Source organism: Methylobacterium sp. J-090 (assembly GCF_022829345.1).
GTDB lineage: Bacteria > Pseudomonadota > Alphaproteobacteria > Rhizobiales > Beijerinckiaceae > Methylobacterium.
On record NZ_JAKSXV010000096.1, the window covers coordinates 371,530 to 394,929 of the forward strand.

The 23,400-nt window shown below is 70.0% G+C and carries 23 protein-coding genes and 2 tRNA genes; 13 read left to right on the forward strand and 12 right to left on the reverse strand.

The genetic code is table 11. The annotated features are described in order from the left end of the window. Window positions 1–241: 241 nt before the first annotated feature. From flhB to recA, 3 genes are all read left to right on the forward strand, one after another. A complete protein-coding gene (gene flhB / locus MKK49_RS18790; protein WP_244031205.1) occupies window positions 242–1,309 on the forward strand; it encodes a flagellar biosynthesis protein FlhB in 1,068 nt (355 codons plus the stop codon). Between the two features lie 392 nt (window positions 1,310–1,701). Further along, a complete protein-coding gene (gene cckA, locus MKK49_RS18795; protein WP_244031206.1) occupies window positions 1,702–4,350 on the forward strand; it encodes a cell cycle histidine kinase CckA in 2,649 nt (882 codons plus the stop codon). Window positions 4,351–4,489: 139 nt separating this feature from the next. After that, complete coding sequence (gene recA, locus MKK49_RS18800; protein WP_244031207.1) at window positions 4,490–5,581, forward strand: recombinase RecA; 1,092 nt, start codon at window positions 4,490–4,492, stop codon at window positions 5,579–5,581. A gap of 274 nt (window positions 5,582–5,855) precedes the next feature. Here recA and MKK49_RS18805 read toward each other — a convergent pair whose 3' ends face one another. Then, window positions 5,856–6,668, reverse strand: a complete 813-nt coding sequence (locus tag MKK49_RS18805; RefSeq protein ID WP_244031208.1) for an NAD(P)H-dependent oxidoreductase — start codon at window positions 6,666–6,668, stop codon at window positions 5,856–5,858. Between the two features lie 89 nt (window positions 6,669–6,757). On the opposite strand from MKK49_RS18805, the gene MKK49_RS18810 reads away from it, so the two are divergent. The 3 genes from MKK49_RS18810 (at window position 6,758) to MKK49_RS18820 (ending at window position 8,583) form a co-directional block, all read left to right on the forward strand. Next, a complete protein-coding gene (locus MKK49_RS18810; protein WP_244031209.1) occupies window positions 6,758–7,678 on the forward strand; it encodes a LysR family transcriptional regulator in 921 nt (306 codons plus the stop codon). Window positions 7,679–7,902: 224 nt separating this feature from the next. Continuing rightward, on the forward strand, window positions 7,903–8,112 hold the full coding sequence (locus tag MKK49_RS18815; protein WP_244031210.1) for a hypothetical protein: 210 nt from the start codon (window positions 7,903–7,905) through the stop codon (window positions 8,110–8,112). Window positions 8,113–8,196: 84 nt separating this feature from the next. Continuing rightward, window positions 8,197–8,583 carry a hypothetical protein gene (locus tag MKK49_RS18820; protein WP_244031211.1) on the forward strand — a complete coding sequence of 129 codons (387 nt, stop codon included), beginning with the start codon at window positions 8,197–8,199 and terminating at the stop codon, window positions 8,581–8,583. A 54-nt stretch (window positions 8,584–8,637) separates the two neighbouring features. On the opposite strand, the gene MKK49_RS18825 is transcribed toward MKK49_RS18820, so the two are convergent. From MKK49_RS18825 to MKK49_RS18835, 3 genes are all read right to left on the reverse strand, one after another. Continuing rightward, window positions 8,638–8,958 carry a c-type cytochrome gene (locus MKK49_RS18825; protein ID WP_244031213.1) on the reverse strand — a complete coding sequence of 107 codons (321 nt, stop codon included), beginning with the start codon at window positions 8,956–8,958 and terminating at the stop codon, window positions 8,638–8,640. A 414-nt stretch (window positions 8,959–9,372) separates the two neighbouring features. Then, window positions 9,373–10,662, reverse strand: coding sequence for a PQQ-dependent sugar dehydrogenase (locus MKK49_RS18830; protein WP_244031215.1), 1,290 nt, complete (start codon window positions 10,660–10,662; stop codon window positions 9,373–9,375). Window positions 10,663–10,801: 139 nt separating this feature from the next. Further along, the gene (locus MKK49_RS18835; protein WP_244031217.1) at window positions 10,802–11,212 is read right to left on the reverse strand and encodes an MAPEG family protein; all 411 of its coding nucleotides are present in this window, start codon (window positions 11,210–11,212) and stop codon (window positions 10,802–10,804) included. Between the two features lie 227 nt (window positions 11,213–11,439). Here MKK49_RS18835 and alaS point away from each other — a divergent pair, with 227 nt between their 5' ends. Beyond that, window positions 11,440–14,091, forward strand: coding sequence for an alanine--tRNA ligase (alaS, locus tag MKK49_RS18840; RefSeq protein WP_244031218.1), 2,652 nt, complete (start codon window positions 11,440–11,442; stop codon window positions 14,089–14,091). 193 nt (window positions 14,092–14,284) lie between these two features. On the opposite strand, the gene MKK49_RS24845 is transcribed toward alaS, so the two are convergent. The 4 genes from MKK49_RS24845 to MKK49_RS18855 form a co-directional block, all read right to left on the reverse strand. Further along, window positions 14,285–14,440 carry a DUF6883 domain-containing protein gene (locus MKK49_RS24845; RefSeq protein ID WP_409565099.1) on the reverse strand — a complete coding sequence of 52 codons (156 nt, stop codon included), beginning with the start codon at window positions 14,438–14,440 and terminating at the stop codon, window positions 14,285–14,287. Then, the gene (locus tag MKK49_RS18845) at window positions 14,382–14,591 is read right to left on the reverse strand and encodes a DUF6883 domain-containing protein (protein WP_244031219.1); all 210 of its coding nucleotides are present in this window, start codon (window positions 14,589–14,591) and stop codon (window positions 14,382–14,384) included. Before MKK49_RS18845 ends, MKK49_RS24845 begins: the two co-directional genes overlap by 59 nt. A gap of 23 nt (window positions 14,592–14,614) precedes the next feature. Continuing rightward, window positions 14,615–14,887: a DUF4926 domain-containing protein gene (locus MKK49_RS18850; RefSeq protein ID WP_244031220.1), complete on the reverse strand. Its 273-nt coding sequence runs from the start codon at window positions 14,885–14,887 to the stop codon at window positions 14,615–14,617. Between the two features lie 394 nt (window positions 14,888–15,281). Further along, complete coding sequence (locus tag MKK49_RS18855; RefSeq protein ID WP_244031221.1) at window positions 15,282–15,707, reverse strand: DUF2147 domain-containing protein; 426 nt, start codon at window positions 15,705–15,707, stop codon at window positions 15,282–15,284. Window positions 15,708–15,875: 168 nt separating this feature from the next. On the opposite strand from MKK49_RS18855, the gene rfbC reads away from it, so the two are divergent. The 4 genes from rfbC to rfbA are packed head-to-tail and all read left to right on the forward strand — an operon-like array spanning window position 15,876 to window position 19,334. Then, a complete protein-coding gene (rfbC, locus tag MKK49_RS18860; protein ID WP_244031222.1) occupies window positions 15,876–16,427 on the forward strand; it encodes a dTDP-4-dehydrorhamnose 3,5-epimerase in 552 nt (183 codons plus the stop codon). A gap of 34 nt (window positions 16,428–16,461) precedes the next feature. Further along, the gene (gene rfbB, locus MKK49_RS18865) at window positions 16,462–17,538 is read left to right on the forward strand and encodes a dTDP-glucose 4,6-dehydratase (RefSeq protein WP_244031223.1); all 1,077 of its coding nucleotides are present in this window, start codon (window positions 16,462–16,464) and stop codon (window positions 17,536–17,538) included. After that, a complete protein-coding gene (rfbD, locus tag MKK49_RS18870) occupies window positions 17,539–18,444 on the forward strand; it encodes a dTDP-4-dehydrorhamnose reductase (RefSeq protein ID WP_244031225.1) in 906 nt (301 codons plus the stop codon). Further along, on the forward strand, window positions 18,441–19,334 hold the full coding sequence (gene rfbA, locus MKK49_RS18875) for a glucose-1-phosphate thymidylyltransferase RfbA (RefSeq protein WP_244031227.1): 894 nt from the start codon (window positions 18,441–18,443) through the stop codon (window positions 19,332–19,334). The genes rfbD and rfbA overlap by 4 nt, the downstream gene beginning before the upstream one ends. A 229-nt stretch (window positions 19,335–19,563) precedes the next feature. Here rfbA and MKK49_RS18880 read toward each other — a convergent pair whose 3' ends face one another. The 4 genes from MKK49_RS18880 to MKK49_RS18895 form a co-directional block, all read right to left on the reverse strand. Then, on the reverse strand, window positions 19,564–20,127 hold the full coding sequence (locus MKK49_RS18880) for a hypothetical protein (protein ID WP_244031228.1): 564 nt from the start codon (window positions 20,125–20,127) through the stop codon (window positions 19,564–19,566). A gap of 182 nt (window positions 20,128–20,309) precedes the next feature. Then, a tRNA-Ala gene (locus MKK49_RS18885) sits at window positions 20,310–20,385 on the reverse strand. A 47-nt stretch (window positions 20,386–20,432) separates the two neighbouring features. Continuing rightward, window positions 20,433–20,508, reverse strand: a tRNA-Ala gene (locus MKK49_RS18890). 207 nt (window positions 20,509–20,715) lie between these two features. Continuing rightward, window positions 20,716–21,108 (reverse strand): TIGR02300 family protein, encoded by a 393-nt coding sequence (locus tag MKK49_RS18895; protein WP_313899189.1) that lies wholly within the window; start codon window positions 21,106–21,108, stop codon window positions 20,716–20,718. Between the two features lie 268 nt (window positions 21,109–21,376). Between MKK49_RS18895 and aroA the strand changes: the two genes are divergently transcribed. Beyond that, window positions 21,377–22,726, forward strand: a complete 1,350-nt coding sequence (gene aroA, locus MKK49_RS18900) for a 3-phosphoshikimate 1-carboxyvinyltransferase (protein WP_244031229.1) — start codon at window positions 21,377–21,379, stop codon at window positions 22,724–22,726. Further along, window positions 22,723–23,364 (forward strand): (d)CMP kinase, encoded by a 642-nt coding sequence (cmk, locus tag MKK49_RS18905; RefSeq protein ID WP_244031230.1) that lies wholly within the window; start codon window positions 22,723–22,725, stop codon window positions 23,362–23,364. The genes aroA and cmk overlap by 4 nt, the downstream gene beginning before the upstream one ends. Window positions 23,365–23,400: the final 36 nt, after the last annotated feature.

Sequence of the window (23,400 nt, forward strand, 5' to 3'; positions counted from 1 at the left end):
CGTCGTCGGGACCTCCCGAGGGCGGCGCGGGTCCCCTCTCCTGGAAGGAGAGGGACAGGGTGAGGTGTGCGGATTCTCCGGAAAGGTCCCACACCTCACCCCAACCCTCTCCTTCCAGGAGAGGGAGCACGGCGGTGTCTCACCCAATTCTGCGAATGCGCCTCGTGGCGCGGCGCGTCGGGGAGATCGGAGCCTCCCCACTCGGACTCATCTCCCCACCCCCCGCGGAACGGTCTGAGCCATGTCCGAGGGCGCGGAACAGGAAGACAAGACCGAAGACCCGACACCGCGGCGCATCGAGAAGGCGATCGAGCAGGGCAACGTCCCGAACTCCGTCGAGATCAACACGTTCTTCATCCTCGCGGCCTTCACCCTCGCGTTGGTGATGGCGTCGGGGTCCATCGCGCGCGACCTCGTGGCCGGCATGCGCGGCTTCCTCATGAACGCCCACGCGGTCCCGTCCGACCCGCACGTCTACGCCGCCATGGGCCTGCGCACGATGCTCCTCTACGCCCAGGCGCTGGCCATCCCCATCGGCCTCGTGGTGGTGGCGGGGCTGGCGGCCGGCCTCCTCCAGCACCCCCTGGTGTTCTCCACCGAGGCCATCGGCCTCAAGTGGGAGCGGGTCTCCCCCATGGCCGGCGCCAAGCGCATCTTCGGCATGGAGGCCCTGTTCCAGTTCATCAAGGGTCTGGCCAAGCTCGCCATGGTCGGAATCGTCGGCGGCACCATCCTGTGGGGCGAGCGCGACCGCCTCGAGGTGTTCGTCCGCCTCGATCCGTCGGCGACGCTCGCGGCGATCCTGTCCCTGTGCCTGAAGCTCATGGGCGGCATGCTGGCGGTGTTCGTCGCCATCGCGCTCGGCGACGCCGTCTACCAGCGCTTCAAGTGGCGCCAGAAGCTGCGCATGTCCAAGGAGGAGATGAAGCAGGAGCACAAGGAGAGCGACGGCAACCCCGAGGTGAAGGGCCGCATGAAGCAGATCCGCGCCCAGCGCGTGAAGAAGCGCATGATGGCCGCCGTGCCCACCGCCACCGTCATCGTCACGAACCCGACCCACTATGCCGTGGCCCTGCGCTACGAGGCCGGGATGCAGGCGCCGATCTGCGTCGCCAAGGGCGTCGATTCCCTCGCGCTGCGCATCCGGGCGCTGGCCAAGGAGCACGACGTGCCGGTGCTGGAGAACCCGCCCCTCGCCCGCGCGCTGCACGCCACCGTGGACATCGACGAGGAGATTCCGGCCGAGCATTACCGCGCGGTCGCCGAGGTGATCGGCTTCGTCATGCGCCTGCGGCGCCGGGCGGCGTGAGCGGTCTCCACGCCCCTGAGACTCTCGTCATACCTTCGCCCGATCACCGCTCTCGCAAGTCGCCATGGGCCGGCGTGAAGCGCGACAGGCCCCCTCTCCTGGAAGGAGAGGGCTGGGGTGAGGTGTGCGAACTCTCCAAAAAGGTCACACACCTCACCCTGTCCCTCTCCTTCCAGGAGAGGGGACCCGTGCAGGCCGCGACCAATGGGGTTCACCGCACCGCCATTCTTCCGGGACGCGTCTGCATCGCGGCTGTGCGCCGCATCGGCCAAGCACCACGGTTTGTGCACCTTTTTCCCCGTATTTTGTCGGACGCCGTGGCGGGATGACCCTTGCCGCACGGGCGGACCGGGCGCTAACCGGGTGTCACAAGACAGGTGGATCGACCCGGGATGGCTGAGTTCAGCGGACCAACCAAGGCCGCGCCGAACGCGATCGACCGGTCCGAGCGGCCCGGCCGCGTCGGGCTGCTCCTCGTCCTGGCCGGACTCCTCGTGGGCGCGGCCGTCGGCCTGTCCTTCGTCGCCAACGAGCAGGCCCAGCCACTCATCCTCGGCCTGCTGGCGCTCCTCGCCATGGCGGGCGTGTTCTGCCTGTTCGCGCTCGCCATCGGCGCCCTCCAGCTCGCCGGCCAGACCGGGCGCGACGACATCACCAAGGCCATCGTCGACGCGTCCCCCGAGGGCACCATCGTGGTGGAGGAGGGCGGCCGCCTCATCTACGCCAACGAGGCGTACCTGCGCATCGCCGGCGGCGAGACCTTCGCCAACCTGCGCCCCGTGGAACGGGTCTTCGTCGGCTCACCGGAGGTGTCGGAGGCGGTCTATCGCCTCGCCCAGGCCGCCCGCGAGGGGCTCGGCCACGGCGAGGAGATCCGCATGGCGCCGCCCCCCGACGGGGCCGGCGACCGGGCCTTCGCCTGGTACCGCATCGCCGTGCGCCCCATCGACCGGCCGCGCCGGTCCGCCGCCCTGTGGAGCGTCTCCGACATCACCCACGAGCGCGAGCGCCAGGAGAACGTCTTCCAGGAGCTCCAGCACGCCATCGACTACCTCGACCACGCGCCGGCCGGCTTCCTCTCCATCGATCCGGCCGGGTCCGTCGTCTACATGAACGCGACCCTCGCCGCCTGGCTCGGCTACGACCTCGCCACGGTCGGCTCCGGCGGCCTGCGCCTGCCCGAGATCGCGCCCGGCGCCGACGTGCTCACGGCCACGGGCGGCCTGCCCGGGGAGGTCCGCACCGACCGGTTCGACCTCGATCTGCGCCGCCGCAACGGCCATCCGCTCCCGGCCCGGCTCTACCACCGCGTCGCCTTCGGGCAGGACGGCAGGCCCGGCCCGTCGCGCACCATCGTCCTCAACCGCTCGGCCGGGGCCGAGACCGACGAGCCCCAGCGCGCCGCGGAGGTGCGCCTCGCCCGCTTCCTCAACAACAGCCCCATCGCCATCGCCACCGTCGATCACGGCGGCCACATCGCCCGGGCCAACGCCTCGTTCGCGCGCCTGTTCGGCGGCACCCCGCGCCAGGCGATGCCGGACGGGCAGGGCAGCCTCGAGGCCGAACCCACGGTCTGCGACGCCCTGGTGGAGCGCGACCGGGCCGCCCTGGAGACGGCGCTCGCCAAGGCCGCCGAGGGCCTGGCCGCCATCGAGCCCATCGAGGTGATGCTGACGGGCCCCGGCAACCGCTCGGCCCGGGTCTGGCTCAGCCCGGCCGGCGTCGAGGGCGCCGCCGAGGGCGGCCGCCCCGACGAATCCGGCGACCGCGAGCGGGTGATCCTCTACGCCCTCGACACCACCGCCCAGCGCCAGCTCGAGCAGCAGGTGGCCCAGGCCCAGAAGATGGACACGGTCGGCCAGCTCGCTGGCGGCATCGCCCACGACTTCAACAACGTCCTCCAGGCGATCATCGGCTACTCGGACCTGCTGCTGGCGAGCCACCGGCCGACGGACCCGGCCTTCCAGGACATCATGCAGATCAAGCAGAACGCCAACCGGGCCGCCAGCCTGGTGCGGCAGCTGCTGGCCTTCTCCCGCCGCCAGACCCTGCGGCCCGAGGTGATGAGCGTCGGCGAGGCGCTGTCCGACCTCACCCTGCTGCTCAAGCGCCTGCTCGGCGAGCGGGTCGACCTCGACCTCAAGCATGGGCGCGAGATCTGGCCGATCAAGGCCGACGTGAACCAGTTCGAGCAGGTGATCGTCAACCTCGCGGTCAACGCCCGCGACGCCATGCCGGAGGGCGGGCGCCTCCTCATCCGCACGGCCAACGTGGTGCACGATGCCACCCCGGCGGAGGCCCGCCTCGGCATGCCGGCGGGCGACCACGTCCTCATCGAGGTCATCGACACCGGGCAGGGCATCCCGCCGGACGTCATGGAGAAGATCTTCGAGCCGTTCTTCACCACGAAGGAGATCGGCAAGGGCACGGGCCTCGGGCTCTCGACGGTGTTCGGCATCGTCAAGCAGAGCGGCGGCACCATCGACGTGCGCTCCACGGTGGGCGAGGGCACCACGTTCCGCATCTACTTCCCGCGCCACGAGCCGGCGGCCGAGCCCGAACCCGTGCCGCTCCCCGCCGCCAGCACGACGGGCGAGATCGCCGCCCACCGCCTCAAGGGCACGCCCGAACTCGCGGCCCCGTCGCCGCGCAAGCCGGCGCCGGACCACACCGGCCAGGGCGTCATCCTCCTCGTCGAGGACGAGGACCCCGTGCGCGCCGTCAACAGCCGCGCCCTCTCGGCGCGCGGCTACACGGTGCTGGAGGCGGCCTCGGGCCTCGACGCCCTCAAGATCATCGAGGACAAGACGCAGGTCATCGACCTCGTCGTCTCCGACGTGGTGATGCCCGAGATGGACGGCCCGACGCTCCTGCGCGAATTGCGCAAGCACCACCCCGACCTCAAGGTGATCTTCGTCTCCGGCTACGCCGAGGACGCGTTCCGCAAGAACCTCCCCGACGGCGAGGACTTCAACTTCCTGCCCAAGCCCTTCAGCCTGAAGCAGCTCGTCGAGACGGTGAAGGAGACTATCGCGCGCTGATTTTGTGCGGGGCGTTGTGCCGGCGTTCGCGGGAATCCGCGGGCGCCGGCCTTGCACGATGAGAACAAAACGAGTACATCAATCGTCATCCGGGGCGCATTGAGCCTTGCTCCCACCCCATGCATAAGGATGCCGACGAATGGCCCAGCCCGCGCTGAAAGTTGTGGACGCTCCCATGGTGGACAAGGACAAGGCGAAGGCGATCGACGCCGCGCTGTCGCAGATCGAGCGGGCCTTCGGGAAGGGCTCGATCATGCGGCTGGGCAAGAACGCCCAGGTGGCGGAGGTGGAGGTGGTCTCCACCGGCTCGCTGGGCCTCGACATCGCGCTGGGCGTCGGCGGCCTGCCGCGCGGCCGCGTCATCGAGATCTACGGCCCGGAATCCTCGGGCAAGACCACGCTGGCGCTCCACACCATCGCCGAGGCCCAGAAGAAGGGCGGCGTCTGCGCCTTCGTCGACGCCGAGCACGCCCTCGACCCGATCTACGCCCGCAAGCTCGGGGTGCAGCTCGACGATCTCCTGATCTCGCAGCCCGACACCGGCGAGCAGGCGCTGGAGATCACCGACACCCTGGTGCGCTCGGGCGCCATCGACGTCCTCGTGGTCGATTCCGTGGCGGCGCTGACGCCCCGCGCCGAGATCGAGGGCGAGATGGGCGACAGCCAGCCCGGCCTCCAGGCCCGGCTCATGAGCCAGGCCCTGCGCAAGCTCACGGGCTCGATCTCGCGCTCGAAGTGCATGGTGATCTTCATCAACCAGATCCGCATGAAGATCGGCGTCATGTACGGCTCGCCGGAGACCACCACGGGTGGCAACGCCCTGAAGTTCTACGCCTCCGTGCGCCTCGACATCCGGCGCATCTCGACCCTGAAGGACCGCGACGAGGCCATCGGCAACCAGGTCCGCGTCAAGGTGGTGAAGAACAAGGTCGCCCCGCCGTTCAAGCAGGTCGAGTTCGACATCATGTTCGGCGAGGGCGTCTCCAAGGTCGGCGAGCTCATCGACCTCGGGGTCAAGGCCGGCATCGTCGAGAAGTCGGGCGCCTGGTTCTCCTACAACAGCCAGCGCCTCGGCCAGGGCCGCGAGAACTCCAAGGGCTTCTTACGGGACAACCCGGACATCGCGGCCAAGATCGAGGCCTCGATCCGCCAGAATTCCGGCATCCTGGCCGACAAGATTTTGGATACGGCCAAGCCCACCGAGGACGATCTGGACGAGGGCGAGGCCTGATACGGCCTCCGCTTGATCACTTCGGATCGTGCGCTCGCGACAGGCTCCTTCTCCTGGAAGGAGAGGGTTGGGGTGAGGTGTGGGACCTTTTCGGAGAGTTCGCACACCTCACCCTGTCCCTCTCCCGGAAGGTGTGGGGACCCGCGCCTGCCAGAAGCCGAACGGATCACCCGGAAATCGTATGAGTTCCTGAAGCGTCGCGTGTAGGCAAAAAGCCGCCGGGTCCGGACCCGGCGGCTTTTTGCGTCGTTCCGGAGGGCGATGGGGCGGGGCCCTAATCGGCCTCCGGCTCCGGGTCGCGCACATGGGCGGCGAATCCGGTCGCGGACACGATCCCGGGGTCCAGGGTCATGGACGGGAACAGGTAGTCCCCACCGTTCTGGCGCCGGAACGCGATGGGCGCGGTGGTGAACAGCCCGCGCATGCGGGTCCGCAGGGCGTCCGCGGCGGCGTCGAAGGCGGCGTCGTCGAGGCGGTCGGCGCGGTAGACGACGAACGGCGGCAGGACCGCGTAGCCGGGATAGAACAGCACGCCGTGGTGGATGGGAAACAGCAGGTCGTCCATCGGCCCGTTGATGCCGCGCGGGCCATAATGCGCCTCCCAGCCGCCGGCCGTCACGAGGAGCATCGCGCGCTTGCCCGCGAGGGTGCCTTCGCCGTAGCGGTCCCCCCAGCGGGTGTCGCTGTGCTCGCCGACGCCGTAGGCGAACCCGAAGGAATAGACCCGGTCGATCCAGCCTTTCAGGATCGCCGGCATGGAGAACCACCAGAGCGGGAACGCCAGGATCAGGGCGTCCGCCCACAGCAGCTTGGCCTGCTCGGCCCGGACATCGTCGGTCAGCGTTCCGGCGGCGAAGGCCGCACCGGAGGCCGCCGGCACGTGCAGGCGCGGGGTCTCGCGCGGGTGCGTGCCCCCGTGCAGGGCTTGGAAATCGGCCCCGTCGACGGCGCTCTTCCAACCCTCGGCATAGAGATCGGTGTGGCGGACGTGATGCCCGTCGGCGCGCAACTGCGTTGCCGCCACGTCACGCAGCGCATGGGTCAGCGAGGCCGGCTCGGGGTGGGCGGAGACGATGAGGATGTTCATGCCGGGGGCTCTCGACTGTCGAAGCCCGAGGCTAGGCAGGTTTTCATTGGTGCGGTAGAGCGGGACAATGAATAGGACAATTCCAAAACTTGGATAAGTCGCTCGTCACCCTGGAGCGGATGAGTTCGTTCGTTCGCGTCGTCGAACGCGGCAGCCTGTCGGCGGTCGCCCGCGAGCGGGGTGTCGGCCAATCCACCATCACGCGACACCTCGCCGAATTGGAAGCCGCCCTCGGCGTCACCCTGCTCAGCCGGACCACCCGCCGGGTCACGCTCACCGACGAGGGCCGGCGCTATCACGCCGAGGCGCGCGCCATCCTGCGCCTCGTCGACGAGGCGACGGACGAGGCCCGCAACGCCGGGGGCGGCCTGACCGGACAGGTGCGCGTCTCGTGCACCGCCGCCCTGGGCGTGCGCCACGTCTGCCGGGCGCTGTTCGCGTTCCAGGACCGTTACCCGGGCATCCGCGTCGATCTCAGCCTGTGCGACGCGCCGATCGATCTCGTCCGCGAGGCGACCGACGTCGCCATCCGCCTGGGCCCCCTCGAAGACAGCACCCTGCACCGCCGGGCGATCGGCCTGTCGCGCCGCCTCCTCGTCGCGTCGCGCGGCTACCTCGACGCCCATGGGCGACCGGACCGGCCCGACGACCTCCTGCGGCATGAAGCGATCCGCATGAGCAACGTCGCCGGGAGCGAGACGCTCGTGCTGCGCGGACCGGACGGCGCGCGGACCAGCCTGCCGTTCGATGGCCGGATGCTGATCGATCACGGGCTGGCGGCGCGCGAAGCGGTGGCCGAGGGGCGCGGGATCGCGGCGAGCCACGTCTGGCTCGTGCAGGACCTCCTGGCGACGGGCGCCCTCGAGGTCGTCCTGCCGGGCTTCACCCCGGACCCGGTCCCCCTCTCCATCCTCATCGTCCCCGGCCGCACCTGCATCCGGCGGGTGCGCCTCCTCGTCGACGAGATCGCCGCCGCCCTGGCGGCCCTGCCCGGCATCGACCCGGCCTGAAGCCGGTATCCGATCGCCCGAACGCGAACGGCGGAGGGGCTGGGCCCATCCCGACGTTTCGCGACGTCGGGATCTTGACGGCGCGGACGAGGACATGGTTCCTGACAGTGGACTTGCGTATCGGATCGATCGTGCACACTACCTTATAAGAAATTTATCAGATTAGTGGTCGTCCATATCTACAACCCCGCAATATTCGCAACCCCGCAGCCGGCACAGTCTCGATGACCAAACATCACAAGGATGCCTCCGCCGGTGTGGCGCAGGTGCTGCTCGACGGCATGCCCCCGGCGGAGCGGGCGCAGGTCCAGGCCGAAGCGGATGCCAAGGGCGTCGGCGCCGTCGAGATCGTGCGCCAGTCCCTCGACATCCTGATCGCCGAATCCAGGCCGGCCTCCCCGCAGGGGAAACGCGTCGGGACATCGGGCCGCTGAGCCCCGACGCGTGGGCCGGCACCGGTTCGCGTCACTGCCGGGGCGGGCGGAACCGCCCCCCGACCCATCCTTGAGAAGCAGCCGATGAGAAGGGCGTTCCTGACCGGTGTCCTCGCCCTCGCGCTCGTCGGCCCGCCCCCCGCGTGGGCGCAGGTCGTCGAGGACGGGTCCGATGCGGCTTTGGGCAAGGCCGATACGCGGACAATCCTCGATCTCATCGCCCAGCGCTTCAAGGCCCTCGACCCGAAGGTGACGGTCCTGCGCCGGGCGGACGGCCCGTGGGTGTGCGGCTCCGTCAACGTCAAGAACCGCGACGATCTCTACACGGGCGAGCGCGGCTTCGTCGTCGACCTGTCGAGCGGGTTCTTCGGCCGGGTGCCCGACGGGCCGGAGCTGCTCAGCCCCCGCGCCGAGGGCTTCGCCGCCATGGAACAGATCCGGCAGATCACCTTCGCCCGCTGCCTCGATTGACGCGGCGCTCACTCCAGCGGCACCGTCGGGTTCATCCCGGCGGCTCCGCCGGGTTCACCCCGGCGGCAGCACCTCGATGGCGATGCCGGCATAGAACGCCGCGAGGTTGGCGATCTCGGCATCCGACAGGCCCTTGGCGACGACGTTCATGATCTCGTTCGTGCGCCGGCCGTCGCGGTACTCGGTGAGCACTTTGACGAGGTAGGGCTCGACCTGACCGGCGAGGTTCGGGGCCTCGGGGAGCTTCGAGAGCCCGTCCATGCCGTGGCAGGTCTGGCAGGCGGTGGCGGCCTTGCGGCCCGCCCTGGCGTCGCCGGCCTGCGCCGGGTGGGTGGCGAGGAGGGCGAGGATCAGGACGGTAGCGGAACGGGTCATGTGGGCTCCGGGTAGATTGGCGATCACGCATCCGCGCCCTGACTCTCATTCGAGAGGCGAAAGCGCCGGGACGAGACGCGCGGATTTCCTCTCCCGGCGAGCCATGCCTCCCACACATCTCGCAGAGAGCGCGGGTCCCCTCTCCCGGAAGGAGAGGGACAGGGTGAGGTGTGGGGGTTTTCCGGAGAGTTCGCACACCTCACCCCAACCCTCTCCTTCCAGGAGAGGGAGCGCCGCTGCGCTCTACGCCGACGCTCGGACACTATGCTTGACGCGATCCCTCAATGAAGTGGGCAACGGCTGGGTTGTGTGAATCCGGTAGCCCGGACGGAGAGGAGACCCGCGTCTTACGCGAGAGTTGCGAGAGCGGGGGTCAGGAGAGAGCGGGGCGCCACACCCATCCTCCCCGAAAAATCACTTCCCCTCGTAGGAAATGCGGTAGATCGCGCCGGCCGTGTCGTCCGCGACCAGCAGCGAGCCGTCGAGGAACACGGCGACGTCCGCCGGGCGGCCGAGATACTCGCCGTCGGCCGTGAGCCAGCCCTCCGCGAACGGCGTCGGTGCGCCGGCCTTGCCGTTCGTATCGATCGCCACGAACATGATCCGGGCGCCGACGGGCGTGGTGCGGTTCCACGAGCCGTGCTCGGCGATGAAGATGCCGCCGCGATACGAGCTCGGAAATTGCTTGCCCGTGTAGAACGCCATGCCGAGGTCGGCGGCGTGGGGCGGCAGCTCGGCCTGGGGCAGCACGGCGTCCTTCGGCGGGGTCTCGTCCTTGTACTCGACGGTGCGGACGGTGCCGCCGCCGTACCACGGGAACCCGAAATTCTCGCCGGCCTTCGCCGCGCGGTTGAGTTCGCCCGGCGGGGTGTCGTCGCCCATGCCGTCGACCTGGTTGTCGGTGAACCACAGGGACTTGTCGGCGGGGCTGAAATCCATGCCGACGGAATTGCGGATGCCCGTGGCGAACACCTCACGGTTCTTGCCGTCGGCGTCGAGGCGGATGATCCCACCGATGCCGGTCTTCGCGTAGAGGTCGCGCTTGTCCGCCGGCGGCACGTTGTAGGGCTGGCCCAGGGAAATGTAGGTCTTGCCGTCGGGGCCGACGCGGCAGATCCGGGCGGTGTGGTTGTAGCTTTCCTCGGCGGCCGGGATCAGCGCGCCCTGCTTCACCAGCACGCCGGCGGCGACGTCGGGGCTCTCGTAGAAGAACTCGGCCGCCGGGAACGACAGCACCCGGTTCTGCTCGGCGATGGTGAGCACGCCGTCCCTGGAGAAGCAGACGCCGTTGGGGATCTTGAAGTCGAGGCCCGGCGCGAAGGCCCGGACCTCGTCGGCGACCCGGTCCTTGTCCCGGTCGGTCACCGTGTAGACCTTGGTCTTGCGGGTGCCGACGAACAGCACGCCCGCATTGGGGCCGACCGCGATGGAGCGGGCATCGGGCACCACGGCGTAGAGATCAATCTTGAAGCCCTCGGGGAGCTTGATCTTGGCGAGGGTCCTGCGGAGCGCATCGGCGCGCCGGCCGGTCTGGGGAATCTCGGGCGCTTCCGCCGTGCCCGTGCTCTGCATGCCCTGGAGTTTTTCCAGGGCATCGGCCTTGGCCTTGGTCTCGGCGGGGGCGGCGCCCTGCGCCAGGGCGCCGAAACCGGTCAGACAGACGGCGACGCCGGCCAGCAGCGTCGCGGTGAGGACGGATCGCATGGGCTTCTCTCCCGGCTCCGCCCGCGTGATCGGGGCGGTTGCCGGATGGACGATACCGGCTTGTCGGCCGTCTCCACAAGACTTGCGGCGGGATGCCCGCGAGACGCGGCGCGGATCGCGGGTGCCCGAATCGCGGGTATCAGTACGGCAGGATCTTGATGAACAGACCCCACAGCACGAGCAGGATGCCGACCACCGAGACGCCCCACAGGAGCGAGCGGACCTTGGGGATGCCGAGCCCGTAGACCGGCAGGTAGGCGAGGCGCCCGAAGAAGTAGAGGTAGGCGCCCAGCACCACCGCGGTGTTGTGGCGGCCGGTGGCGACGCAGGCGAGCACCAGGGCGGCGAAGATCGGGAACGTCTCGAAGAAGTTCTTCGAGGCCTTCTCCAGGCGCGACGCGGCCCCCGTCACCTCGGGCGTCTTGCCCTCGCGGTTGCCGGCGGCCCAGGCGAACCCGCCGCGCTGCTGCAGGCCGCTGTAGGAGGCGGCGATGACGTGGACGAGGCCGAGGAAGCAGGACCAGGCGAGGAGGCGGATTTCGACGGGCATGTTGGCGGTGTGTCCTTCGTGAACGGTGATTCCCCGTACCTAATGCATTGCGCCCGCCAGGGGCACCCGCCGGTGCGAAACGCGAAACCGCCCGTGACTTGAGCCGGAACCCTCCGTATGAGACGCCTGCGCGGTCGGCTCGCCTTGCGAGCCGTTGCGCGGGCGCTCCGGCCTTCGGGGCGGCCCGCACCGACCCGGCAGGGCCAACCGACAGAGTCATTACAGCGATGAGCGGCGTCAACGAGATCCGGTCGACCTTCCTCGACTACTTCGCAGCGGCGGGCCACACGGTGCTGCCGTCCTCGTCGCTGGTGCCGCGCAACGATCCGACGCTGATGTTCACCAATGCCGGCATGGTGCAGTTCAAGAACGTCTTCACCGGCGTCGAGAAGCGCGCTTACGACCGCGCCACCACGGCGCAGAAATGCGTCCGGGCCGGGGGCAAGCACAACGACCTCGACAATGTCGGCTACACCGCGCGCCACCACACCTTCTTCGAGATGCTCGGCAACTTCTCCTTCGGCGACTACTTCAAGCCGCAGGCCATCGAGCTCGCCTGGACCCTGATCACCAAGGAGTTCGGCCTGTCGAAGGACCGCCTGCTGGTGACGGTCTACGCCGACGACGACGAGGCCGCCGCGCTCTGGAAGAAGATCGCCGGGTTTTCGGACGACAAGATCATCCGCATCGGCACGTCGGACAACTTCTGGCAGATGGGCGATACCGGCCCGTGCGGCCCGTGCTCGGAGATCTTCATCGACCAGGGCCCGGGCCTTCAGGGCGGACCGCCCGGCTCCCCCGACGAGGACGGCGACCGCTTCCTCGAGTTCTGGAACCTCGTGTTCATGCAGTACGAGCAGATCGAGCCGGGCAACCGCCTCGCCCTGCCGCGGCCCAGCATCGACACCGGCATGGGCCTGGAGCGCATGGCCGCCATCCTCCAGGGGGTGACGAGCAACTACGAGACGGACCTGTTCCGCGCCCTCATCGACGCCGTCAGCCACGCCGTCGGGCGCCCGCCCGAACCCAGCAACGTCGCCTCCTACCGGGTCATCGCCGACCACCTGCGCGCCGCGTCCTTCCTCGTCGCCGACGGCGTGCTGCCGGGCAACGAGGGCCGCGGCTACGTGCTCCGCCGGATCATGCGCCGGGCCATGCGCCACCTCGAACTGCTCGGCTCGCGCGAGCCGGTGATGTACCGCCTCGTGCCGACCCTGGTGCGCGAGATGGGGCAGGCCTACCCCGAGCTCACCCGCGCGGAAGCGCTCATCGGCGAGACCCTGCGGCTGGAGGAGACCCGGTTCCGCCGCACCCTGGAGCGGGGGCTCGCCATCCTCGACGCCGAGACCCGCGAGCTGGCGCAGGGTCAGAACCTGTCGGGCGAGACGGCGTTCACCCTCTACGACACCTACGGCTTTCCCCTCGACCTGACCCAGGACGCCCTCAAGGCGCGCGGCATCGGCGTCGATACGGACGCGTTCGGGGCCGCCATGGAGCGCCAGCGCAAGGCCGCGCGGGCCGCCTGGACGGGCTCCGGCGAGGCCGCCACCGAGACCGTGTGGTACGGGATCAGGGAGCGCACCGGCGCCACCGAGTTTTTGGGGTATGAGACGGAGGCGGCCGAAGGAATCGTGACGGCTCTGCTTCGCGACGGCGCCGAGGTCGAGGCCCTGGAGGCCGGCCAGACCGGCCTCGCGTTGCTCAACCAGACCCCGTTCTACGCCGAATCCGGCGGTCAGGTCGGCGACACCGGCACCCTCACGGCGGGCGGCCTCAGGGCGCGGGTGACGGCCACCGAGAAGAAGCTCGGCGACCTGTTCGTCCACCACGTCACCGTGGACGAGGGCCGGCTGTCCCTCAATCAGGCCGTCGAGCTCGCCGTCGAGGCCGGCCGCCGCGCCGCCATCCGGGCCAACCACTCGGCGACCCACCTCCTGCACGAGGCCCTGCGCCAGGTGCTCGGCGACCACGTCGCCCAGAAGGGCTCGCTGGTCTCGGCCGAGCGCCTGCGCTTCGATTTCAGCCACCCCAAACCCCTCGACGAGGCCGAGATCCGCGCCGTCGAGGACATCGCCAACGCGGTGCTGCTGCAGAACACGCCCGTGGTGACGAAGCTCATGGCCCAGGACGAGGCCGTGGCCTCGGGCGCCCGCGCCCTGTTCGGCGAGAAGTACGGCGACGAGGTCCGCGTCGTCTCCATGGGCCTGCCCGGAGAAGGCGGCGGCAAGGCGTTCTCGGTCGAGCTCTGCGGCGGGACGCACGCCGCGCGCACGGGCGAGATCGGGCAGGTCTCGGTGGTGGGCGAGAGCGCGGTGGGCGCCGGGGTCCGCCGCATCGAGGCCCTGACGGCGGGCGCGGCGCGGCGCTTCCGCGCCGAGGAGGGCCGGACCCTGGCGCAGATCGCCGGGCTGCTGAAATCCGCGACCGCCGACGTGCCCGAGCGTCTGGCGAACCTCATCGAGGACCGCCGCCGCCTGGAGCGGGAACTAACCGACGCCCGGAAGAAGCTCGCCATGGGCGGCGCCGGCTCGGGCGGCGACGAGATCGCCGAAATCGGCGGGGTCAAGCTCATGGCCCGCGTGGTCGAGGGCGTCGAGATGCGCGACCTCAAGTCCCTCGCCGACGAGGGCAAGGCCCGGATCGGCTCCGGCATCGTCGCCCTGGTCGGCGTCGCGCCGGATGGCAAGGCCGGCCTCGTCGTCGGCGTCACCGCCGATCTGATCGAGCGCTTCGACGCCGTCGCCCTGGTGCGGGCGGGCGCCGGCCACCTCGGCGGCAAGGGCGGCGGCGGCCGCCGCGACATGGCCCAGGCCGGCGGCCCGGACGGGGCGGGGGCGCAAGGTGCCCTGGACGCGATCCGGGCCGTGCTGGCCGGCTGAACCCGGACGCGACGCGACCGAGCGCCTCTGCTCCCGTGATGGGAAGGCGTTCGCCGTGGGGGGTAGCCGGGCCGAAACCCACCTCCGGCGTCGCCCTTCTCAAGTCACGAGACGGACAGCGACCGGGTGAATGCCTTTCTTCGAGTGACGCTCAGAAACAAGGACGCTTGAAGCGCTATCCGGCGCGAGCGCATCAATCCCCTCGATAAGCGGTGATGAACAGCGCATTGGTCGTGCCGGGTAGAACGTTCCAAACGGACAGGATGCACGGGTTGCGTCCATCCGGGGTCTCAACGTTGCATCGGACCACGTACTTCGTCCCCCAACGGCTTCGGATCACGTCCTCCACTGGATTGCGGTCCGGGTGGTCGTGCAGAGCCGTCTGCTAGGGCTTCCCATTGATCGGCCAAAAAGCCGAAGCGGGCGAAGTAGGCCGCTTTGGCAGCACCTTTTTCATGATCCGGATTGAGAAGGTATTTGGTAATCTTGAACTGCGGCACACTGCGTTCAGGAACTCGGGCAGTCACGCAAGCATCGCCTCTTTAAGATGCTGTGCTTCAATCGTCACGACGGTCGAAAATGGTTCGCTGAACTCGAATTCGTAGGCCGCGCCGTTCTCGTAAACGAACACGATGGCACCACGCGAGCCGATGGGCAGAGTTCGGCCGTCGTCCAGTGTGATGGGAGCCGACAGGACAGCCATGGACAGTTCGTCCAGAGGCGTACGCGTCTTGGCGACACGCGTGCGGCGCTTTGGGAGGCCGGCCGTTGCGAAGTAGGTCAGGGGGCGGGTCATTCTGCACCGAGGTTCAAAATCAATATAGGCCCAACCTCCCCGGATGTCAGGTCATGGGTCGAAAGCGCCTTCCGTCGTCGCGATGGCAAGGTACTCGGGACGAGGACGCGTCCAGGCGACCAGCGAGCGCACTGAAGCGCCGGACGGAATCGGGATCACCCCGTTCGGCGGCGGTCCGCCGGAGCCTTCGGGCATCGATGGCGGCAAGGAAATCCTCTCCCCACGCTGCCTTTGCCGGTTCGGCACGATCCGCCTCGGCTTTGCCGGAACGCCGCGATGCCGGGCTAACCGGCGAAGCACAAACAGGGTTCTGGCCTGTGATCCGCCCCCGGTCGGCGACCGGCCGAGTTTGGCCGATTTCGGTCACCCGCGCCGGCCAATCCGCTTACAGGCGTCAGTTCACCCGCTTCCACGTCTGGGTCTTGCAGAACACGCTCATGACGCAGCCGGCGACCTCGACCACGTTCGGTCCCTTCGGCGTCAGGCTTCCGGCGTAGGTCTTGCCGTCCTTCGGGTTGTAGAGCGAGCCTTCGAACCCATCGCCCTTGGGGCGGTTGGCATTCATGATCTGCACGCCGATGAGGCTGCGGCCCCGCAGGGATGCGTCGGGGTTCTGAGCGTCGAGGCCGGGGCCGGAGACGCTGGCGAGGATGCCGCAATAGCCGTCGCCGCAGCGGGCGATGCGGACCTTGGAATCCCCCGTCTCCGTCAGCCAGAGGCCGGTGGGGTCGGGCGCCTTCTGGGCCGAGGCCGTGCCCGTGAGGGCGAGGAGGAGGGCGACCGCCGCGGCGCGGGCGGTCCGGTTCGTCATCGTCGTCATCGTGCGATCTCCCTCGAAGGCCCTGTGCGGGCGGGCGGCATAGCGCGGGCCCGACGGGCTGGGCAAGCGGCGCCCGAAGCGCTTCAAGTCGTGTCCCAGCCTTGACAACCCGGCGAGAACCCCGGCCTAGGACGGTTCGAATTTCGGGTGCGCGGAGCGGAATCCACCATGCGGGTGATCGAGACGGAGATCGCGGCGGTCAAGCGCGTCGTGCCCAACCGCTTCGGCGACGACCGGGGCTGGTTCTCGGAAACCTTCCGCGTGGATGCCCTCGCGGCCGGCGGGATCGACGTTCCGTTCGTGCAGGACAACCAGTCGTTCTCGGCCCAGACCGGCACCGTGCGGGGCCTGCACTTCCAGCTGAACCCGGCGGCCCAGGCCAAGCTCGTGCGGGTGCTCGCGGGCTCCATCCTCGATGTGGCCGTGGATCTCCGCCGCGACAGCCCGACCTATGGCCGCCACGTCGCCGTGACCCTCGACGCCAAGGGCGGGGAGCAGCTCTACGTGCCCGCCGGCTTCGCCCACGGCTTCTGCACCCTGGAGCCCGACACCATGGTGGCCTACAAGGTCAGCGCGTATTACAGCGCGGCGCACGACCGCAACCTGGTCTGGAACGACCCCGACCTCGCGATTGCCTGGCCCGTGGACGAGGCCGCCGCCGTGCTGTCGGACAAGGACCGCGCCGCCCCGCGTTTCGCGGATCTCGGCGCCGCGTTCTGACAATCCATCGCAAGGTTCTAGGGAGAAGACACGCATGCGCATCCTGGTCACCGGCGGCTGCGGCTTCATCGGCTCCGCCCTCGTCCTGCATCTGGTTCAGGATCTGGGCCACGACGTCCTGACCCTCGACGCCCTGACCTACGCGGCCAATCCCATCTCCCTGCAGCCGCTGGCCGAGAACCCGCGCCATCGCTTCGCCGAGGCCGACATCTGCGACCCGCAGGCGGTCCACGCCCTCTACGCCGACTTCAAGCCGGATGCCGTGATGCATCTCGCCGCCGAGAGCCACGTCGACCGCTCGATCACCGATCCGGGCGCGTTCATCCGCACCAACGTGGTCGGCACCCAGGTGATGCTCGACGGCGCCCGCACCTATTGGGACGCGCTGACCGGCGCGGCGAAGGCCGCCTTCCGCTTCCTCCACGTCTCCACGGACGAGGTCTACGGCTCGCTCCCGCCCGACGGGTTCTTCACCGAGGAGAGCCGCTACGACCCGCGCTCGCCCTACTCGGCGTCGAAGGCGGCGTCCGACCACCTCGCCCGCGCCTGGCACGAGACCTACGGCCTGCCGGTGCTGATCACCAACTGCTCGAACAATTACGGCCCGCGCCACTTCCCCGAAAAACTCATTCCGCTGATGATCCTCAACGCCCTGGAGGGCAGGAACCTGCCCGTCTACGGCGACGGCCTGAACGAGCGCGACTGGATCCACGTCGAGGACCACGCCAAGGGGCTGGTGGCCGTGCTGAAGAACGGGCGGCTCGGCGAGACCTACCTGCTCGGTGGGCGCTCCGTGCGCAACAACCTCGCGGTGGTGAAGGGGCTGTGCGCCGCCTTCGACCGCCTGCGCCCCGAGCACGCGCCGCACGAGCGCCTCATCACCTACGTCGCCGACCGTCCGGGCCACGACCGGCGCTACGCCATCGACCCGTCGAAGGCGGAAGCCGAGGTGGACTGGGCGCCGACGAAGAACTTCGAGACGGCGCTCGAGGAGACCGTGCGCTGGTACCTCGACAACGAGGCGTGGTGGCGCCCGATCCGCGAGGGCCGCTACACCGGCGAGCGCCTCGGCCTCGGCGCCGCGCAGGCGTCCGCGACGAAAGCCTCCTGAATGGAGATCCTGATCCTCGGCGGCGCCGGTCAGGTCGGCACCGAGCTGCAGGCCCATGCTTGGGGCGGCGGCGTGCGCGTCCATGCCCCCGACCGGGCGGCGCTGGACATCACTGATGCGGAGGCCGTCGCCCGGGCCCTCGACGCCACGGCGTATTCGGCCGTGATCAACACGGCGGCCTACACCGCCGTGGACAAGGCCGAGTCCGACGTGGTCGCGGCCTGGCGCCTCAACGCCCTGGCCCCCGCGATCCTCGCCGCCGCCACGCAGGCGCGCGGCATCCCGCTGGTGCATGTCTCGACGGATTACGTCTTCGCCGGCGACGACGCGGGCGACTACGCTCCCGACGCCCCCGTGAACCCGCGCAGCGTCTACGGCGCCAGCAAGGCGGCGGGCGAGATGGCGGTGCGCACGGCCAACCCCCGCCACGCGATCCTGCGCACGGCCTGGGTGGTGAGCCCGCACCGGGGCAACTTCGTGAAAACCATGCTGCGGCTCGCGGCCGAGCGCGACGCGCTCTCCGTGGTCGACGACCAGCACGGCTGCCCGACCTCGGCGACGGATCTGGCCGAGACCTGCGCCACCATCGCCCTGCGGCTCGCGGCCGAGCCGGACGCGCCCACCGGCACGTTCCACTGCGTCAATGCCGGCGCGACCACGTGGGCCGGCTTTGCCGAAGCCATCGTGGCGGGCTCGGCCGCGCGCGGCGGCCGGTCGATCCCGGTCACCGGCATCCCGACCAGCGCCTATCCGACGCCGGCCCGGCGCCCGGCCAATTCCCGGCTCTCCACGGCGAGCCTGACGGCGGCCTACGGGATCGTGCCGCGCCCTTGGGAAGCCGCCCTCGGCGACATCCTCGACCGGCTCGTCGGGCCGGTTCACACCAGAACGGAGACCCGGGCATGAAGGGCATCGTCCTTGCCGGCGGATCGGGCACGCGCCTGCACCCGGCCACCCTGTCGATCAACAAGCAGCTGCTGCCGGTCTACGACAAGCCGATGATCTACTACCCGGTCTCGGTTCTGATGCTGGCCGGCATCCGCGAGATCCTGATCATTTCGAGCCCCGAACACCTCGACAACTACAAGCGCCTGTTCGGCACCGGCGAGCAGTTCGGCCTGCAGTTCTCCTACGCGATCCAGCCGCGCCCCGAAGGCCTCGCCCAGGCCTTCGTCATCGGCCGCGATTTCGTGGGGACCGACGACGTCGCCCTGGTGCTCGGCGACAACCTGTTCTTCGGCAACGGCATGAGCGAGCTCCTCGCCCGCGCCCGCACCCGCACGTCCGGCGCCACGGTGTTCGCCTACCACGTCGACAATCCGGCGGCCTACGGCGTCGTCACCCTCGACAAGGACGGCCGCCCCTTGCGCCTCGTCGAAAAGCCGCCGGAGCCCGAGAGCCCGTGGGCGGTCACCGGCCTGTATTTCTACGACAACCAGGTCCTCGACATCGCCGCCGCCGTGACCCCGTCGCCGCGCGGCGAACTCGAGATCACATCCGTCAACCAGGCCTATCTCGAACGCGGCCAGCTCCATGTCGAGCGGATGTCGCGCGGCTACGCCTGGCTCGACACCGGCACCCACGACAGCCTGCTGGAGGCGGCCGAATTCGTCCGCACCCTCCAGCACCGCCAGGGGCTTCAGGTGGCGTGCCTGGAGGAGATCGCCTACCTGCAGGGCTTCATCGACAAGGAGCAGCTCATCGCGCGCGGCAACCTGTTCGCCAAGACCGCCTACGGGCAGAATCTTCTGCGGCTCGCCAAGGACGACGCGTTCGCGGAATTCGCCGCGCGCTGAGCGGCCTGCCAGGACGGTTCGTCTTCCATGCCCGATCCGCCAGGATCGGGCATTTTTCGTCGTGGCGGCGCCGTATCCCTTCGACGACCCGCCGACCCTTCGTCGGACCGCGCCCCGGCGCATGAGGCGGGAAAGCGGACGCCGGTTTTTTCGAAACCACCCTGCGAACACAAGAACTTAGAGCATCGTCCTTTTCCGAAAGCCGGCAACCACTTCGGCGGAAAATGCGCTAGGCCGCTCCGTCCCGGGACAGGCGAAGAACCGCCCCGAGATAGGTCTCCTCGACCTCGCAGAACGGCACGCCGTCCGGCGTCGCCAGGAGCGCCGAGACGGAAAACAGGGGCTCGTCGGCCCCGGGGGCGACGGGGGTGCTCCACCGGAGGCGCACGGCGAGGGTCCGGCGCGTCGGCGCCAGGGCGTGGACCACGCGGCCGAACGGCACCCGCGTGGCGTCGAGGCTCCGGTTCATCGCCGGCGTCAGACGGCCGGGGACGTACCAGTTGTCGGCGAGCGAGAGGATGTGGGCTCCGCAGACGAGGCGGACGCGCCGGTGGCGCACGGTCTCGCGGGCGGCGAGGGCGAGCCGCTGGCGCTGGGCGGCTCCCAGGGGCTTCTCCGGTCCCGGGATCCGCTCGGCCCCGAGGCCGGCTTCCGACAGCCCACGCTCGGCGCACCACGTCTCCAGAACCGCGGTGGCGCTGGAGCCGGCCAGGAGGCGGGCGATGAGGGCGGCGGTCAGCGTCTGCGCGCGTCCGCCCTCGGCGTCGGATGCCGGATCGGCGGGCAGCGTCATGACCTGGGACACCGGATCGGCAAGGGAGTTAGAACAGGGGGATCGGAACTGGAGACCGGCATGCGAACGCGGACCCCGCGGCGAACCTTCGCCGGGTCTGGCGTCGTCACTCCGTCACGGCCGGGCCGCAGGAGTACATCTCGCTTGGGATGGGAGGATGGTCCGGCGACGACGGACCGGACTGGTGGAGCCTAACGGGATCGAACCGATGACCTCTTCCATGCCATGGAAGCGCTCTCCCAGCTGAGCTAAGGCCCCACATTGTCGCGTCTGGTCGTCTCGGGTCAGGTTCGGGAAAACCTGATTGGTGGAGCCTAACGGGATCGAACCGATGACCTCTTCCATGCCATGGAAGCGCTCTCCCAGCTGAGCTAAGGCCCCACTTTCGCCCCGAAACCGGCCTGGGGGGCCATCTCCGGGAGCGTCTCGACCGGCCTCCGCGGTGGCGGCCGGCGATGGCGGTTCTATATTCGGCCCCCGCGCGGGCCTCAACCCCCTTTCTCGCCGGCCGGCAAAGTTTTTTGCCGGCCTCGTCCGATGGGAGCCCGGGGGAAGGAGCCCGGGGGAAGGGAGCCCGAGGAAGGAGGCTCAGCTCTCCTCGTCGTTCTCGATGTCGCCGTCGATGAGGTCGGCGACGTCGTCGTCGCCGGCATCCTCCTCCTCGAGGAAGGTGTCGTCGGCATCGGCCGTATCGGACTCGCTGTCGTCGGTGGCGGTGTCGGCCTCGTCCTCGGCCGCCTCGACCTCGTCGAGGGAGACGATCTCGGGACCGCCCTTCTCGGCGTCGGCATCCTCGTCGTCATCGGCCGGCACGGCGGCGGCGCGGGCAGCCAGCGCCGGGGCGGCGACGCGGCTGGTGGACGCGATGGCCTGATAGATCGTCCCGCATTTCGGGCAGGTGGCCGGGTCCTTGTCGAGGTCGTAGAACTTGGCGCCGCAGCTCATGCATTGACGCTTCAAGCCGAGTTCCGGTCTGGCCACGGGCAACCTCTAGAGTCATTTTTCGGGGAGGGGCCCCGTTAGTCGCGCACGACGCTCCTGTCAAATACGGGTCCCGGCCCGCGGCGGGGCCGGCTTTTCCTGCGGCGATCGTTCCGGGTCGGGCCGGCTCGGATGACGCGGCCCCGCCTGCGTGATAACCGGCCTGTCATAGAGCCGGATCACCGATCCCGGCCCCCTCGCGGCACGAACCGGCCCGGACCCTCGTCCGGGACGGTGACGTGACCCAGACGCCGAAAAGTCGCTGCCCGTGTCACACGACCTCCCGCCCCAGCCCCTCACCGCCACCGCCGGCCTCGCCCTCCGGGGGGCGCTGCGGCCGCCCGGCGACAAGTCGATCTCGCACCGGGCGATGATCCTCGGCCTGCTCAGCATCGGCGAGACCCGGGTCGAGGGCCTGCTCGAAGGCGACGACGTCCTGCGCACCGCCGCGGCGGCGGAGGCGCTGGGTGCCACGGTGGAGCGCCTCGGCGAGGGTCGCTGGCGCATCGTCGGCGTCGGGCTCGGCGGCCTCGCCGATCCGGCGGACGTGCTCGATTTCGGCAATGCCGGCACGGGCTCGCGCCTGATGATGGGCGTCGTCGGCGGCCAGCCGGTGACCGCGACGTTCGACGGCGACGCGTCCTTACGCAAGCGCCCCATGCGCCGCATCCTCGATCCCCTGGTGCGGATGGGCGCCGAGGTGGTCGGCGAGCAGGAGGGCGGGCGCGTGCCCCTGACCCTGCGGGGCCCGCGCGAGGCGATCCCCATCACGTACGAGACGCCGGTGGCCTCGGCACAGATCAAGTCGGCGGTGCTGCTCGCCGGCCTCAACGCGCCCGGCACCACCACGGTGATCGAGGCGGCGGCCACCCGCGACCACACGGAGCGGATGCTGCGGCTGTTCGGCGCCCATGTCGAGGTCACCGCCCACGGGCCGGAGGGCCACGGCCGCACCATCGCGCTCACGGGCCAGCCGACCTTGCGCGGCACCGACGTGGTGGTGCCGGCCGATCCGTCCTCGGCGGCCTTCCCCCTGGTGGCGGCCCTCATCGTGCCGGGCTCGGAGGTCGTCATCGAGGGCGTGATGATGAACCCGCTCCGCACCGGCCTCATCACGACACTCATCGAGATGGGCGCCGACATCGAGCGCCTGCGCGAGCGCGACGAGGGCGGCGAGACCGTGGCGGACCTGCGCGTGCGCGCGAGCCGCCTCAAGGGTGTCGACGTGCCGCCCGAGCGGGCGCCCGCGATGATCGACGAGTACCCGATCCTGGCCGTCGCCGCCGCCTTCGCCGAGGGCACCACCCGGATGAACGGCCTGCACGAGCTGCGGGTGAAGGAATCCGACCGCCTCGCGGCGGTGGCCGACGGCCTCAAGGCCAACGGCATCGCCCACGTCGTCGAGGGCGACGACCTCGTGGTCCACGGCGACGGCACGGCGCCCCGGGGCGGCGGCACGGTGGCGACCCATCTCGACCACCGCATCGCCATGGCGTTCCTCGTGCTGGGTCTGGCCACCCACGAGCCCGTCACCGTGGATGACGGCGCCATGATCGCCACGAGCTTCCCGAGCTTCCTGCCGACCATGCAGGCGCTGGGCGGGCGGATCGCCCCATGAGCACTATCCCCCTGGTCATCGCCATCGACGGGCCGGCGGCCTCCGGCAAGGGGACGCTGGCCAAGCGCATCGCCGCCCATTACGGCCTGCCCCACCTCGACACCGGCCTGCTCTACCGGGCCGTGGCGCTCACCGTCATCGACGCCGGCTACAACCTCGACGACCATCAGGCCGCCGCCCGGGCCGCCGCCGGCCTCATCGCCGACCGGCTCGCCGACCCGCGCCTGCGCGACCGCGCCATGGGCGAGGCGGCGTCCCGCATCTCGGCGGTGCCGGCCGTGCGTTCGGCCCTGCTCGCGTGGCAGCAGCGCTTTGCCGGCAACAGCACCGGCGCGGTCCTCGACGGGCGCGACATCGGCACGGTGGTATGCCCCAACGCGCGGGTCAAACTGTTCATCACGGCGGCGCCCGAGGAGCGGGCGCGCCGGCGCCACCTCGAATTCCAGCGCCGGGGCGAGACCACGTCCCTCGGGGCGATCCTCGACGACATCGTCGCCCGCGACGCCCGCGACGCCCAGCGCTCCACCGCCCCCCTCAAGGCGGCGGCCGACGCCGTATTGCTCGACACCACGGATCTCGACGCCGACGCCGCCTTCGCAGCGGCGCGCGACGTGATCGACCGCGTGCGGCCGCATTAGTCTTTCTTTTCACAAGACCGAACGGCTGCGCGCATC